We start from the raw sequence: 13,573 nt of genomic DNA on the forward strand, positions 1-13,573 counted from the left end.
AGGGATGCCTCAAGAAAACATTGAGACCTTGGCCAAAGAATGGCGCGGACGAAAATTTTCTCGCACTCTGCCCCGGCTCAGCCTATCTAGGGCCTCGCAATCAATGGGGATGACGATGAAGGAACACGTTCGGCCTCTGCCCTCGTATCTGGTCAGCCGCTACCATGGCTGGAAGGCGACCACCTACACGGAAAACCGCGCCTGGTACCGACGCCTCGCCGACGAGGGCCAGCGCCCGCGCGCGATGATCATCGCCTGCTGCGACTCGCGGGTCCATGTGACCTCGATCTTCGGCGCCGACTCGGGCGAGTTCTTCAGCCACCGCAACATCGCCAACCTGGTGCCGCCCTACAACCCCGACGGCGACCACCACGGCACCTCGGCCGCGGTCGAATATGCGGTGACCTCGCTCAAGGTCGCCCACATGATCGTGCTCGGCCATTCGCAATGCGGCGGCGTGCACGGCTGCCATGCGATGTGCACCGGCCACGCCCCCGAGCTCGAGGAAAAGACCTCCTTCGTCGGCACCTGGCTGAACCTGCTGCGCCCTGCCTATGAAGAGGTGAAGGAGCTGCCCGAGGAAACGCAGATCGAGGCGCTCGAGAAGCAGGGGGTGATCACCAGCCTCGAGAACCTGATGACCTTCCCCTTCGTCCGCACCGCGATCGAGGCGGGTAACATGACGCTGCACGGGCTGTGGCACGAGATCGGCTCGGGCGGGCTCGAGCAGTACAACCCCGAGACCGGGATCTTCGAACAGATCTGACGGCGCCGCCCGCACCGGCCGGCACCGCAGCGAAACCGGGGCAGCCGCAGGGCTGCCCCTTTTTCATGTCACTGCAGGACCTGGTCGGCCGGCCAGCGGATCGTGGTTTCCAGCTTCACCGCCTGGGTCTTGCCGGCGCCGAGGTCGAATTCCCAGGCCAGCAGCCCGCGCTTGTCGGTCCAGTCGGTCGCCGTCGGCGCCGGCGTGGCGCTCCAGTCGATCTTCAGGTCCTCCTGCTCGGAATAGGGCACCTGGTCGATCAGCCGCACCGGCCAGTCGCGCCCGGTCAGGTTCTCGACCGAGATCTGCGCCACCTCGCGCCGCTCGTTCGACTTCGAGATCAGACCACGGTCGCCCTCGTTCGCCTCGGGCACAAGGCGCTTCAGCCGCAGCCCGTCGATCGCACCAAAACCGATGCGGAACGGCGCGCCGGCCGCCACCGCAGGCATCTGGGCGGTGCCCACGACCGCGCCATCGACGAACAGCGTCGCGGCGCCGGGCAGCAGCGCCTCGGCGCCGGTGTTGGTGCCCTCGGCGACGCGATAGGCGGTGTCGTCGCGCGCCGGCACCGCCTCGGCCAGCACCTTTGCCGGGCGCTCGAGCGTGTCGAGGCCAAGGCGCAGGTTCTCGACCCCGTCGCGGATGTCGACGGGCGAGGCATAGCGGTAGGTCACCGTCTCGCCCTGCATCTCGAGCGTCATCGGCATCGGCGCGGCCACGGCTATCGGCATCGCGAAACTGTCGGCCTCGCGCATCGCCGACTTCGCCAACGCCCCCACCGGCTGCTCGGGCCCGATCCGCAAAAGCTGCGGCCAGAGCTCGGACGGATCGGTGCGGTCGGAGGGACGCGCGGTCGACAGCGTCAGATCGACCCCGGTCCAGTCCTCGCCCGTCGCCTGCCGGACCGAGACGAAGCGGTCGATGGCGAGCGTGCCGGCCGTGCCGTCAAGGCGCAGGTCATAGCTCGGCGTCCAGCCCGCGTCGGGCACGAAGGTGGTGATCGTCAGCGTGCCCGCCCCCGTGGCGGTGACCAGCAGGGAATCGCTGCCCTTCTCGGGGTGCTCGAGCGCCGCAAGCGCCTTCTGCGCGGCTTCGAGCGCGTCACGGTCCGGTTGCAGTGCCACCTCGGCGCGGCGCACCTCGGCCTCGGCGGCAATCGCCTCGCCGCTTGCGGCCAGCACACCCTCGGCCACGGTCTGGGCGAGCTTGGCGATATCGGCGGGCGCGGTGTTCGCGGTGTCGAGCCCCTTGAGGAACTCGGCCTTCGCCCGCGCCGCTTCGGCCTTGGCGCGGATCTGGGCGACGCCGTCCTGCTTTGCGGCCAACGCCTCGGTCAGCGCAGCGACCTTCTCGCGCGCCGCGGCAAGGGCGGGCGAGACGACCTCCGCCGCCGCGGGCTGGCGCTCGTCGATCAGCGTGACGGCGCCGATCGCAAGCCCCGTGCCGGTGACGCGCAGCGCCGCCGGATCGGTGCCGTCGGGCAGGTTCGGAACGAGGATCTCGCCGCCCGCGGGCACCGCGACGGTGCGGGTGACCTGCGCGCCTTGCGCGAACAGGGTGACGGCGGTGACGGTGGCGGGCAGCTCGACCGGGGCCGCGAACAGCGCCGCGGGAGCGGTGGATGCAAGAAGCGCGATGAAAAGGGAACGCATGGAAACTCCTCCGACTTTCCCGCGCAGGGTCGCCGGGGGGCGGCGCAAAAGCAAGAGGGCGCCGGTTCACGGCGCCCTCACGTTCAGGTCAGAAGTTCGGAGGAGCAAGGCCCGGCCCTGCGCTTGCGCTGCGGGCGTTCGCCAAAGGCACCCGGCCCTGCGCTTGCGCTGCGGGCGTTCGCCGCTTCAAACGCTCCACCGGAGCGTTTGATCGGGGTGCATGGCACCCCGACCGCGGCTCACCCCTTCTTCAGGCAGCGGTTGCCGAGGGTTTCGGCGATCTGCACCGCGTTCAGCGCCGCGCCCTTGCGCAGGTTGTCCGAGACGCACCACAGGTTGATGCCGTTCTCGACCGTGCTGTCCTGACGGATGCGGGAGATGAAGGTGGCATAGTCGCCGACGCATTCCTTCGGCGTGATGTAGCCGCCGTTCTCGCGCTTGTCGATTACCATGACACCGGGCGCCTCGCGCAGGATGTCGCGCGCTTCGTCCTCGTCGAGGAATTCCTCGAACTCGATGTTCACCGCTTCCGAATGGCCGACGAAAACCGGCACGCGCACGCAGGTCGCGGTCAGCTTGATCTTCGGATCGACGATCTTCTTCGTCTCCGCGACCATCTTCCACTCTTCCTTGGTCGAGCCATCGTCGAGGAAGACGTCGATGTGCGGGATCACGTTGAAGGCGATCTCCTTGGTGAACTTCTTCGGCGGCACGTCCTTGGTCGGGTTGTAGACCGCCTTGGTCTGCTCCCACAGCTCGTCCATGCCTTCCTTGCCCGCGCCCGAGACCGACTGATAGGTCGCGACGACGACGCGCTTGATCTTGGCGCGGTCATGCAGCGGCTTCAGCGCGACGACGAGCTGCGCGGTCGAGCAGTTCGGGTTCGCGATGATGTTCTTGTTCTTGTACATCTCGACCGCTTCCGGGTTCACTTCCGGAACCACCAGCGGGATCGCCGGGTCGTAGCGGTAGAGCGACGAGTTATCGATCACGACGCAGCCCTGCGAGGCGGCGATCGGCGCATACTTCTTCGTCGGCTCCGAGCCGATGGCGAAAAGCGCGATGTCGTAGCCCGTGAAGTCGAAGCCTTCGATGTCTTTGGTCTTCAGGGTTTTGTCGCCGTAGCTGACCTCAGTGCCAAGGCTCCGGCGCGAAGCCAGAGCGACAACCTCATCAGCAGGAAACTCGCGCTCGGCGAGAATGTTCAGCATTTCGCGGCCCACATTGCCCGTGGCGCCCGCGACGACGACTTTATAGCCCATCTTGGGACCTCCATGCTCAAAGCAGGCAGGCCATATCGGAAAAGCGCTGGCTTGGGAAGGGAATTGCGCTCAAATCGCGCGGCTGATGCGCGAATCCCGCGCCATCAGAGCCGCGACAAATTGTGCCTCGGCGTCAAAGTCATGCGGCACCTGCTCGGCCGTGCGCCGGCCGGAAAGCGACAGCGAGGCGAAGAAGTCGAAGCCGAAGAGCGTCAGGCGCGACAGGTCCGAGCGTGCGAAAAGCTCGATCAGCATCGCCCCGGTCGTCGGCTGCGCGCCAAGCCGCGCCTTCAGCCCGGCGTAATCGGCGCGCGGATGCAGGTAAAACCCCGGGCTCGTCGCCGTCTGCCAGTCGAGCCGCTTGCGCTTGTGGCTCATCCACAGGTAGCGGCCGGGGTGCAGCCGGGCCCGATCGGCCGCGGGCAGCGCGGTCGCGAGCGCCAGCCAGTCGGTGCGGGTGCCGTGGCTTTGCGCCGCGGGCATCGGCGCGCGGTTGATCCGCACCACGAGGTCATGGCCGTCGATCGCCGCGCCGTGCTGCGTCCCGGCGAGCGAACGCGCATTGCCGACCAGCGCGACCGAGCGGCCGGCAAGCGCGGCCAGCAACGCGCCTTGCGGCACCGAGAGCGCGGCAAGCGGCGCCTCACGGCGCAGGGTGCGGGCGAGAAGGAAGCCGAGCCGGGTCATGCCAGCAGGTCGCGATAAAGCGCGACCAGCGCCGCCGCCTCGGTCTCGATGCGGAAGCGCGCCTCGACATGGGCGCGGGCGGCCTCGGCAGCCGCCGTGCGGCGGGTGGCATCGTCGAGGAAGGGCGCGCAGGCGGCGGCGAGCGCCGGGATGTCGCCCGGATCGACCAGCGCCCCGGTCTCGGGGGTGACGATCTCCTCGAAGGCGCCGACGCGGGTCGCCACCACCGGCACGCCGCAGGCCATCGCCTCGAGCGGGGTGAGGCCGAAGCCCTCCCAGCGCTGCGGCGCGACGTAGAGGTCCAGCACGCGATACCAGTCGGCCATCCGGTCGACGGTGACCTCGGGCGGGAAGAGGATGCGGTTTTCCAGCCCCGCCTCCTTCACCTTCGCCTTCAGCCCGTCGAGGAAGGCCCCCTGCCCCTCGGTCGCACGCCCCATCACCAGGGCGGTGACGCCGGGCCGGGTCGGCAGCAGCGACAGCATCGCGTCGACGAAGGCATCGGTGCCCTTCTGCGCGCGGATCCGGCCATAGCAGCCGACCAGCACCCCCTCGGGCAGGCCGAGCCGGGCGCGCAACGCGGCGCGGCTGCGCGGCGGGGTGAACCCCTGGGTGTCGATGCCGTGCAAGATCACATGCGCCGGGCGCTCGAGATAGGCCGCGGTGCGCGACGAGGTGGCGACGACGTCGTCCATCTGCCCGATCAGCCATTTCGTATAGCCGGTGTGGCGGCGCTGGCTGGCCGAGGTGAAGAGGAGCTTCAGCTCCATCCCGAAGAGGCGCTTCAGCGCCAGCCCGAGGAGCATCTCGGTGTTGCGCCGCGCATGCCAGACCCGGCGCCGGCGCGGCAGCAGCGGCAGCCGCCAGACCGGCACATGCGGCAGCGCAGCGGGCAGGCCGGGGCCGGTGGTGACGATGCCGATCATCCGCGCCTGCACCGGCACCAGCCGCGCGATGGTGGCGGTGACCCCCGACAGGCGGCGTTTCAGGTTCGGTGCGATGACCTCGATCGGGTCGGGAAGGGACGTCTTCATGCGGTCTTTCTAGTCCAGTGCCACGGGCTTGTCTGCCGCGAAGAGGTAGAAGGCAAGCGAGAGCACCAGCGGCACGAGGAAGAAGAGGAACAGCATGCCATAGGCGAAGGTCACGTCGCCCCCGGCCGAGGCCGCCCGGAAGAGTGGCGCGGTGCCGAATTGCGCCACCGCGATGCCGCCGATCGACAGCAGGTTCAGCACCGTCATGCCGCGGCCGACCAGATGCGCCGGGAAGAAGGCGCGGCCATGCGCCATCAGCACCGGGTAGGAACTGCCGAAGAAGCCCACCGCGGCCAGCGCCACGGCGCCGCCGACAAGCGACATCCCGGGCACCGCGACCAGCACGGCGAGCGCCAGGCACAGGCACAGGTTGCCCACCAGCACCACCCGCTTGTGGCTGCCAAGAACCCGGTCGGCCGGGCCGTAGACGAAATTGCCGAGCACCATGGCGAGGCTCATCGCCAGCGTGACATGGCCGATCGTCAGCGCGTCGGCACCATGCACCTCGCCCGCCCAAGGGCCTGCCCAGAGCCCGCGGATGCCGGCCGAGGCGGCGTTGTTGGTGAAGGCAAGCGGCAGGATCAGCAGGAAGCCCGGGTTGCGCAGCACGTCGAGAAGCGAGCCGCGGCGCGCGCCATGCCCCTCGGCCCGCGCCGGGTCGCGCGCGAAAAGCGCCAGCCCCGCCGCGACGACGAGCGTCGTGCCCATCAGCCCCCACATCACCGCGCGCCAGCCCCAGGCCTCGACCGCCGCCGCCATCGGCGCCGCGCCAAGGATGTTGCCCAGACTGCCGCCGCCCAGCAGCGCCGCGGCGAGGATCGAGAACAGCGCCGGGCGGAAGGCATGGGCGACGACGTAATACCCCGCCATCAGCACCGGCGAGCAGCCAAAGCCCAGCAGCGCCATCGCCAGATGGATCTGCACCGGCCCCTGCGCCGTGGCGAAGAGCGCCGCGCCCCCGGCGCCGCCGAGGCCCAGCAGCAGCGCCGTCGTCATCCGCGGCCCGAAGCGGTCGAGCGCGCTGCCCACCGGAATCTGCATCGCCGCGAAGGCCGCGAACCAGAAGCCGAGCGCCAGCGCCAGCTCCTCGGCGCTGATCCCGAGCTCGGCATCCAGAACCGGCGTCAGCACCGCCAGAAACACCCGGTAGAACTGGCTCAGAACATAGGCTGCCAGCAGGAAAACAATCGTCATGCGCATGGTTACTCCCCCTCGCGGGTCAAGCTGACCGAAGCGGCAGGGCGGCGCAAGAGGGCGGCTTGCCGGCGCTGGCCGAACGCGACAGGATGGGCACAGGAGGACCCGATGGACCTGACACGCGCCACGCTGCGGCTTTATTACGGCAAGCTGGTCTTCGGGCCGGGCAAGGCCGATCTGCTGCAGGCGATCGCCGAGGAGGGCTCGATCTCGGCCGCCGGGCGGCGGATGGGGATGAGCTACAAGCGCGCCTGGAGCCTGGTCGAGGAGATGAACGACGCCTTCGCCGAACCGCTGGTGCTCAGCGCGCGCGGTGGCGCCCATGGCGGCGGGGCGCAGCTGACCACAACGGGCCAGGCCGTGCTGACCGACTATCGCGCGCTTCTGGCGCGGCTGCTTGCGGGCGGCGCGGGCGAGATCGCGGCGATCGGCGCGCGGCTGCGCGACGGCGCGGCAGAGGCAGCGGAAAGGGATATTCCCGACGGGAAATAACGCTTGCCGCCCGTGACGGGCGGCGGTTATGGTCGCGCAAACATAACGCGACCCGGAGGTCCCCATGCGTCTCGCATCCCTCGCCCTCGGCCTGCTTCTGGCCGGCGCGACCCCTGTTCTTGCCGCCGATCCGGTGATCTTTGCCGCCGCCTCGATGAAGACCGCGCTCGACACGATCGCGGCCGACTTCTCCGCCGAGACCGGCACCAAGCCGGTGATCTCCTATGCCGGAAGTTCCGCGCTGGCGAAGCAGATCGACGCCGGCGCGCCGGCCGACATGTTCATCTCGGCCTCGGTCGCCTGGATGGACGATGTCGAGAAGGCCGGCATGGTGCGGCCCGACAGCCGCAAGGACCTGCTCGGCAACACGCTGGTGCTGATCTCGGACAGCGAGGCGCCGGTCGATCTGCCCAAGCTGCCCGAGGTGCTTGGCGATCACAAGCTCGCCATGGCGCTCGTCGATTCCGTGCCGGCGGGCCAGTACGGCAAGGCCGCGCTGACCTTCCTGGGGCTGTGGGACAAGATCGAACCGCAGGTGGCGCAGGCCGACAACGTGCGCGCGGCACTCGCCCTCGTCGCGACCGGCGAGGCGCCCTATGGCATCGTCTACAAGACCGACGCCGCGGCCGAACCGAAGGTGCATGTCGTCGCCACCTTCCCCGAAGACAGCCACAAGCCGATCACCTACCCCGTCGCGCTGCTCAGGGATGGCCCCGCCCCCGCCGAGGCGAAGGCCTTCCTCGACTACCTCGGCACGCCCAAGGCTGCCGCGGTCTTCGAGGCGCAGGGCTTCGAGGTGAAGTGAGCCGGTGAGCTTTCTCAGCCCGGAAGAATGGACGGCGGTTCTGCTGTCGCTCAAGGTCGCCACGGTCGCCGTGGCGGCCTCGCTGCCCTTCGGCATCGGCGTGGCACTGCTGCTCGCGCGCAGCCGACTGCCCGGGCTGTGGCTGCTCAATGCGCTGGTGCATCTGCCGCTGATCCTGCCGCCAGTGGTGACGGGCTATGCGCTGCTGCTGAGTTTCGGCCGCAAGGGGCCGATCGGCGGCTTTCTCTATGACGTCTTCGGCCTTGTCTTCGCCTTCCGCTGGACCGGCGCGGCGCTTGCGGCCGCGGTGATGGGCTTTCCGCTGATGGTGCGGGCGATCCGGCTGGCGCTCGAGGCGGTCGACCCGAAGCTCGAGCAGGCCGCGGCGACGCTCGGCGCCCCGCGGATCGCGGTCTTCGCCACCGTCACCCTGCCATTGATCCTGCCCGGGGTGCTGGCCGGCGCGATCCTCGCCTTCGCCAAGGCCATGGGCGAGTTCGGCGCCACCATCACCTTCGTGTCGAACATCCCGGGCCAGACCCAGACCCTGCCCTCGGCGATCTACTCGTTCCTGCAGATCCCGGGCGGCGAGCTGCAGGCGGCGCGGCTGGCCGGGGTCTCGGTCGTAGTGGCGCTTGCCGCGGTGCTGATCTCGGAAGCGGTGGCGCGGCGCGTGGCGAAACGGATCGGGGGCGCGTGATGCTCGAGGTGTCGCTCAGCCACGATTTCGGCAGTTTCGCCGTCGATGTCGCCTTCACTGCGCCCGCCGGCGTCACCGCGCTTTTCGGTGCCTCCGGCGCGGGCAAGACCACGGTCGTCAACGCCGTCGCGGGCCTCTTCCGCCCCGTCCGCGGGCGCGTCGTCGCGCAGGGCGAGGTGCTGCTCGATACCGAGCGCGGCATCGCCCTGCCCGCGCGCCGGCGCCGGGTCGGCTATGTCTTTCAGGAGCCGCGGCTATTCCCGCATCTTTCGGTGCGCTCGAACCTGCTCTACGGCGCCCGCTTCGCACCGACGACCGCCGCCGGGCCGGGCTTTGACCAGGTGATCGCGATGCTCGGCATCGGCGCGCTGCTCGAGCGCCGCCCCGGCGCGCTCTCTGGCGGCGAGAAGGCCCGCGTCTCGATCGGCCGCGCACTGCTGTCGAAGCCGCGGCTCTTGCTGATGGACGAGCCGCTCGCCGCCCTCGATGCGGCGCGGCGCGAGGAGATCCTGCCCTTCATCGAGCGGTTGCGCGATGCGGGGCTGCCGGTGCTCTACGTCAGCCATGCGATCGGCGAGGTGGCGCGGCTCGCCTCGACCGTGGTGCTGCTCGACGCCGGCCGGGTGCTTGCCGCCGGGCCGGCGGCCGAGGTGCTGTCGGACCCCGCGCTCGCCCCCCGCCTTGGCGGCACGCAGGCCGGCACGGTGCTGCCCGCCACGGTGGGCGAGACCGCGCCCGACGGGCTCGTTCGGCTCGAGACCGCCACCGGGCCGGTCTGGGTGGCCGAGGCCCCGGGCGCGCCCGGCACCCGGCTGCGGCTGCGGATCCACGCCTCGGACGTGATCCTCGCGCGCGACCGGCCCGAGGGGCTGTCGGCACTGAACATCCTGCCCGGCATCGTCGAGCGGATCGAGCCCGCGCCGGGCGGGCGCGCCTTCGTGCGGCTGCGGATGGGCGCGGATGCAATGCTTGCGCTGCTGACGCAACGCTCGGTCGCCGCGCTTGGCCTTGCCCCGGGCGTTGCCTGCCACGCGGTTCTGAAGACGGTGGCGGTCAGCCGCGACGATCTGGGTGCGGGCTGACATGAAACGGGGCGCGGAGGCCTCCCCCCGCGCCCCGCTCCGTTCATCCGGTCACCGCGATCAGGCGTTCAGCGGCTTCGCCTCGACCGTCTCGACGGGCTTCGCCTCGACCATCGTCGAGCCCGCAATCTCGATCCGGCGCGGCTTCAGCGCCTCGGGCACCTCGCGCACAAGGTCGATGTGCAACATGCCGTCGGCATGCGAGGCGCCGGTGACCTTCATGTGGTCGGCGAGCGCAAAGCGGCGCTCGAAGGCGCGGGTGGCGATGCCGCGATGCAGGAAGGTGGTCTCGCCCGCCTCCTCGGTCTTGCGACCGGCGACGATCAGCGCGCCTTCGCGCAGCTCGACGCTCAGCTCGTCCGAGCCGAAGCCCGCGACGGCGACGGAGATGCGATAGGCATTCTCGTCGGTCTTCTCGATGTTATAGGGCGGGTAGGTCGGCTGCGCCACATCGGCGGCAAGCACCCGATCCATCATGTCGGCCACCCGGTCGAAGCCGACAGTGGCGCGGTAAAGCGGCGAAAAATCAAAGGTACGCATGGAGTCATCCTCACTTGAGCGATGTCGTTGCGCCCGCCCCGACGGGGCCGGGCATGGGATTGCCGGGGCCCGTCATGGCACCCCGGTGAGGAGAATCTGGGAAGGGGGATGGCGCGTTTCAAGGGCCGCGCCCGGGGCCCGCCGGCAAAATCGGCCCCCCTCAGGGGCGGATGAATTTCGCCCCGCTGGTGCGGGTTTCCCGCGTCTCGGGCAGGGTCTCGCGGCGCGCCATCGCCTGCTCGAGATCGGTCACCCCGTCGACCAGCGCGCCAAGCGAAACCGGCTCCTTGCGCAGCTCGGCCTTCGCCGAGACGATCGAGACGATGCGCGGCTCGCCCTCGCGCATGGCAAAGACCGGCGCCCCCGACGAGCCGAAATCGGCGCTGCAGTTCATCAGCACCACCCCCGCCTCGCGCTTGAGCACCTCGCACATGGATTGCAGCGCCGGCGCCTCAGCCCGGTCATGGGCATAGGAAACGACGCCGACCTGATCCCCCTCCCCCGGCCCGCGGTCGAGCGCGAAGGGCTGCACCTGCGGCAGCCGGATCGGCGCGTCGAGCTGCACGAGGGCCAGGTCCCAGGCGACACGGTCGAACCGGTCGGGGCCCTGATAGAGATAGGACGGATGCGCCATCGCCCGCCGCGCAGACCGATAGGCGACGGCGCGGCCATTGCGCCAGCCGGCGCGGAACTCGATCTGCCCGGCCGGGATCATCTGCCCGGAGCGGGGATCGTAAAGGCAATGCGCCGCGGTCAGCACCATGTCGGGGGCGATCAGCGTGCCGGTGCAGAAACTGCCACGACCGAGGTCGAGCCGGCCGACGGCCTCCCAGCCCCGGCCCTCCGCCCCGGTCGCCAGAAGCTTGAGCCCGCTCTCGAACGCCGCGGCCGGCCCGGCAAGCAGGGCGAGGGCGGCAAGGGCTCTGGCAAGGCGGCGCATCGGAGATCCGTGAAAGGGCTGGGTATAGTGTCCGCTTCTAGAGATTTCCTGCGGCGACATTAAGGCGTTTTCGCGAGCGCCCGCGGGCAGGGCCCGCCCGTCGCCCAGTCCAGCAGCTCGACCGTGTGCACCACCGGCAGCCCGGTGCCCGACCCGATCTGCAGCATGCAGCCGATGTTGCCCGCCGCGATCACCTGCGGCGCCGTCGCCTCGAGCGTGGCAACCTTGCGCCGCTTCAGCTCGGCCGAGATCCCGGGTTGCAGCAGGTTGTAGGTGCCGGCCGAACCGCAGCACAGATGACTGTCGGGCGGCTCGACCACCTCGAAGCCCGCCGCCCGTAACAGATCCTTCGGCGCGGTCTTCACCTGCTGGCCATGCTGCAAAGAACAGGCCGCGTGATAGGCAACGCGCAGCCCCTTGGGCGCGCCCGCAGGAAGGCCGGCACGGGCCAGGAACTCGGTCACGTCGCAGGCCAGGCCCGCCACCTGTGCCGCCTCGGCCGCCAGCGGGTCATCCCGGAACATGTGGCCGTAATCCTTCACCGTGGTGCCGCAGCCCGAGGTGTTGAGGATGATCGCGTCAAGCGGCCCGGCGGCGCCATAGGCGCGGATGTTCGCCGCCGCCTGCACATGGGCCTCGCCCGCGCGGCCCATGTGATGGCTGAGCGCGCCGCAGCAGCCCAGCCCGCGCGGCACCACCACTTCGCAGCCGATCCGGCGCAACAGCCGGATCGTCGCGTCGTTGATATCGGTATCAAGCGCGCGCTGCGCGCAGCCGATCTGCAGCGCCACGCGGAAGCGCCGCTCCCCTTCCGCGGCAAAGACCTGCGGGCGGTCGTTCGGGCTTGGCCGCGGCAGGCGCGCGGGCGCCATCTCGAGCATCGCGCGCAGCCGCGCATCGGGCAGATGGCGGGCCAGCGGCCGGGCGATCCGCGCCGCGTGCAGCGCCAGCCGGAAGCGGCCCGGATAGGGGACGAGTTTCGCCAGCACGAAGCGCAGCGCGCGCTCGTGCCAGGGCCGGCGGAAGGTGCGCTCGACATGGGCGCGGGCATGGTCGATCAGATGCATGTAATGCACGCCCGAAGGGCAGGTCGTCATGCAGGCAAGGCAGCTCAGGCAGCGGTCGATGTGGCGCGCGGTCTTCGCATCTGCCGGCCGGCCGCTCTCCAGCATGTCCTTGATCAGGTAGATCCGGCCGCGCGGGCTGTCGAGCTCGTCGCCCAGCACCTGATAGGTCGGGCAGGTGGCGGTGCAGAAGCCGCAATGCACGCAGGCGCGCAGGATCTCGTTCGCGCGCGCGATGCCCGGGTCGGCCAGCTGCTCGGGGGTGAAGGAGGTCTGCATCAGCCGGCCCTTTCCGGATCGAGAATGCCGCGCGGGTCAAAGCGCGCCTGCAGCGCGCGGCTCAGCGCCGCGACGGCGGCGGCCTCGGGCTCGGTGCCGGGCGCGCGGCCGCGCAGGCAGGTGGCGTGGCCGATGTAGGGCGCGGCCTGCACCCGGGCGTCCGTGCCCTCGGGCAGCAGCGCCCAGATCAGCCCGCCGCCCCAGTCGAGCACCACCTCGCCGCCCAGCCGCGCGGCGAGTGCCGCGGCCTCGGAGGGCTTCACCGAAAACCGCCAGATGTCGCCCGCACGGCCATGAAAGGGCCGCACCTCGGCCAGATCGCGCCAGATCGCGGCCGAGCCCTCGCGCTCGATCCGCGCCCCCCAGGGCGCAAGCAATGCCGCCAGCCGCCCGGCGCGATAGTCGACCGAGCCCTCGAGCCCCTCGAGCCGCACCACCGCCCCCTGCCCCGGCAGCCAGCCCGCCCCCGACACGTCGAAAGGCGAGGCCAGCGCCGCCGCCAGCACCCGCCCGGCCTCGGCCAGCGGCACCCCGGCGCGCACCGTCGCCTGCGCGGGCGCCGCCGGCAGCAGCTTGAAGGCCACCTCGCTCAACACCCCAAGCCGGCCGCGACTGCCCGCCAGCAATTTCACCAGATCATAGCCGGTGACGTTCTTCATCACCCGCCCGCCGGCCTGCACCGCAATGCCCGCGCCGTCGACAAAGCGCAGCCCGATAAGGCTGTCGCGGCACGCCCCGGCCTGCACCCGGCGCGGCCCCGAGACATTCGCGGCGGCGACCCCGCCAATCGTGCTCTCCCCCGCAAGGCCCAGCAGCGCGCCCCAGCGCGGCGGCTCGAAGGGCAGCCGCTGCCCCTCGGCGGCGACCGCGGCCTCGATCTCGGAAAGCGGCGTGCCCGCCCCGGCGATCAGCGTCAGCGCGCCCGGCTCGTAAAGCCGGACGCCCGAGATCGCGATCTGAAGCCGCTCCCCGGCCCCGACCTCGCCCCGCGTGCCGCCGCCGACCACGCGCAAGGGCGCGCGCGCGCCGCGCACCGCCTCGACCAGCTCCGCCTCGCTTTCGACCCGCATCGC

General features: G+C 70.6%; 14 protein-coding genes. 5 read left to right on the plus strand and 9 right to left on the minus strand.

Going from position 1 to position 13,573, the window contains the following annotated elements; genetic code table 11:
• Positions 1 to 115: 115 nt before the first annotated feature.
• Positions 116 to 766 (plus strand): carbonic anhydrase, encoded by a 651-nt coding sequence (locus tag EOW66_RS11205; RefSeq protein WP_113899715.1) that lies wholly within the window; start codon positions 116 to 118, stop codon positions 764 to 766.
• Between the two features lie 68 nt (positions 767 to 834).
• Here EOW66_RS11205 and EOW66_RS11210 read toward each other — a convergent pair whose 3' ends face one another.
• The 5 genes from EOW66_RS11210 to EOW66_RS11230 form a co-directional block, all read right to left on the minus strand.
• On the minus strand, positions 835 to 2,418 hold the full coding sequence (locus EOW66_RS11210) for a DUF4139 domain-containing protein (protein WP_128156447.1): 1,584 nt from the start codon (positions 2,416 to 2,418) through the stop codon (positions 835 to 837).
• Between the two features lie 239 nt (positions 2,419 to 2,657).
• Positions 2,658 to 3,680, minus strand: coding sequence for an aspartate-semialdehyde dehydrogenase (locus tag EOW66_RS11215; protein ID WP_113899717.1), 1,023 nt, complete (start codon positions 3,678 to 3,680; stop codon positions 2,658 to 2,660).
• 69 nt (positions 3,681 to 3,749) lie between these two features.
• Complete coding sequence (locus EOW66_RS11220; RefSeq protein ID WP_128156448.1) at positions 3,750 to 4,367, minus strand: glycosyltransferase family 29 protein; 618 nt, start codon at positions 4,365 to 4,367, stop codon at positions 3,750 to 3,752.
• A complete protein-coding gene (locus EOW66_RS11225; RefSeq protein ID WP_128156449.1) occupies positions 4,364 to 5,401 on the minus strand; it encodes a glycosyltransferase family 4 protein in 1,038 nt (345 codons plus the stop codon). The genes EOW66_RS11220 and EOW66_RS11225 overlap by 4 nt, the downstream gene beginning before the upstream one ends.
• Positions 5,402 to 5,410: 9 nt before the next feature.
• A complete protein-coding gene (locus tag EOW66_RS11230) occupies positions 5,411 to 6,601 on the minus strand; it encodes an MFS transporter (RefSeq protein WP_128156450.1) in 1,191 nt (396 codons plus the stop codon).
• Between the two features lie 105 nt (positions 6,602 to 6,706).
• Between EOW66_RS11230 and EOW66_RS11235 the strand changes: the two genes are divergently transcribed.
• From EOW66_RS11235 to modC, 4 genes are all read left to right on the plus strand, one after another.
• A complete protein-coding gene (locus tag EOW66_RS11235; RefSeq protein WP_128156451.1) occupies positions 6,707 to 7,090 on the plus strand; it encodes a winged helix-turn-helix domain-containing protein in 384 nt (127 codons plus the stop codon).
• 64 nt (positions 7,091 to 7,154) lie between these two features.
• Complete coding sequence (gene modA, locus EOW66_RS11240) at positions 7,155 to 7,895, plus strand: molybdate ABC transporter substrate-binding protein (RefSeq protein ID WP_128156452.1); 741 nt, start codon at positions 7,155 to 7,157, stop codon at positions 7,893 to 7,895.
• 4 nt (positions 7,896 to 7,899) lie between these two features.
• Entirely contained in the window at positions 7,900 to 8,595 is a 696-nt protein-coding gene (modB, locus tag EOW66_RS11245) for a molybdate ABC transporter permease subunit (RefSeq protein WP_128156453.1), read from the plus strand.
• Complete coding sequence (gene modC / locus EOW66_RS11250; RefSeq protein WP_206363693.1) at positions 8,592 to 9,677, plus strand: molybdenum ABC transporter ATP-binding protein; 1,086 nt, start codon at positions 8,592 to 8,594, stop codon at positions 9,675 to 9,677. Before modB ends, modC begins: the two co-directional genes overlap by 4 nt.
• A 60-nt stretch (positions 9,678 to 9,737) precedes the next feature.
• Here modC and EOW66_RS11255 read toward each other — a convergent pair whose 3' ends face one another.
• From EOW66_RS11255 to EOW66_RS11270, 4 genes are all read right to left on the minus strand, one after another.
• Positions 9,738 to 10,217 (minus strand): Hsp20 family protein, encoded by a 480-nt coding sequence (locus EOW66_RS11255; protein WP_128156455.1) that lies wholly within the window; start codon positions 10,215 to 10,217, stop codon positions 9,738 to 9,740.
• Between the two features lie 160 nt (positions 10,218 to 10,377).
• Positions 10,378 to 11,157 (minus strand): trypsin-like serine peptidase, encoded by a 780-nt coding sequence (locus tag EOW66_RS11260; RefSeq protein WP_128156456.1) that lies wholly within the window; start codon positions 11,155 to 11,157, stop codon positions 10,378 to 10,380.
• Positions 11,158 to 11,216: 59 nt separating this feature from the next.
• Entirely contained in the window at positions 11,217 to 12,500 is a 1,284-nt protein-coding gene (gene glcF / locus EOW66_RS11265) for a glycolate oxidase subunit GlcF (protein ID WP_128156457.1), read from the minus strand.
• Positions 12,500 to 13,570, minus strand: coding sequence for an FAD-binding protein (locus EOW66_RS11270; protein WP_128156458.1), 1,071 nt, complete (start codon positions 13,568 to 13,570; stop codon positions 12,500 to 12,502). Before EOW66_RS11270 ends, glcF begins: the two co-directional genes overlap by 1 nt.
• Positions 13,571 to 13,573 lie beyond the last annotated feature (3 nt).

Source organism: Paenirhodobacter huangdaonensis, from assembly GCF_004022465.1.
Classification (GTDB): Bacteria; Pseudomonadota; Alphaproteobacteria; order Rhodobacterales; family Rhodobacteraceae; genus Rhodobacter; species Rhodobacter huangdaonensis.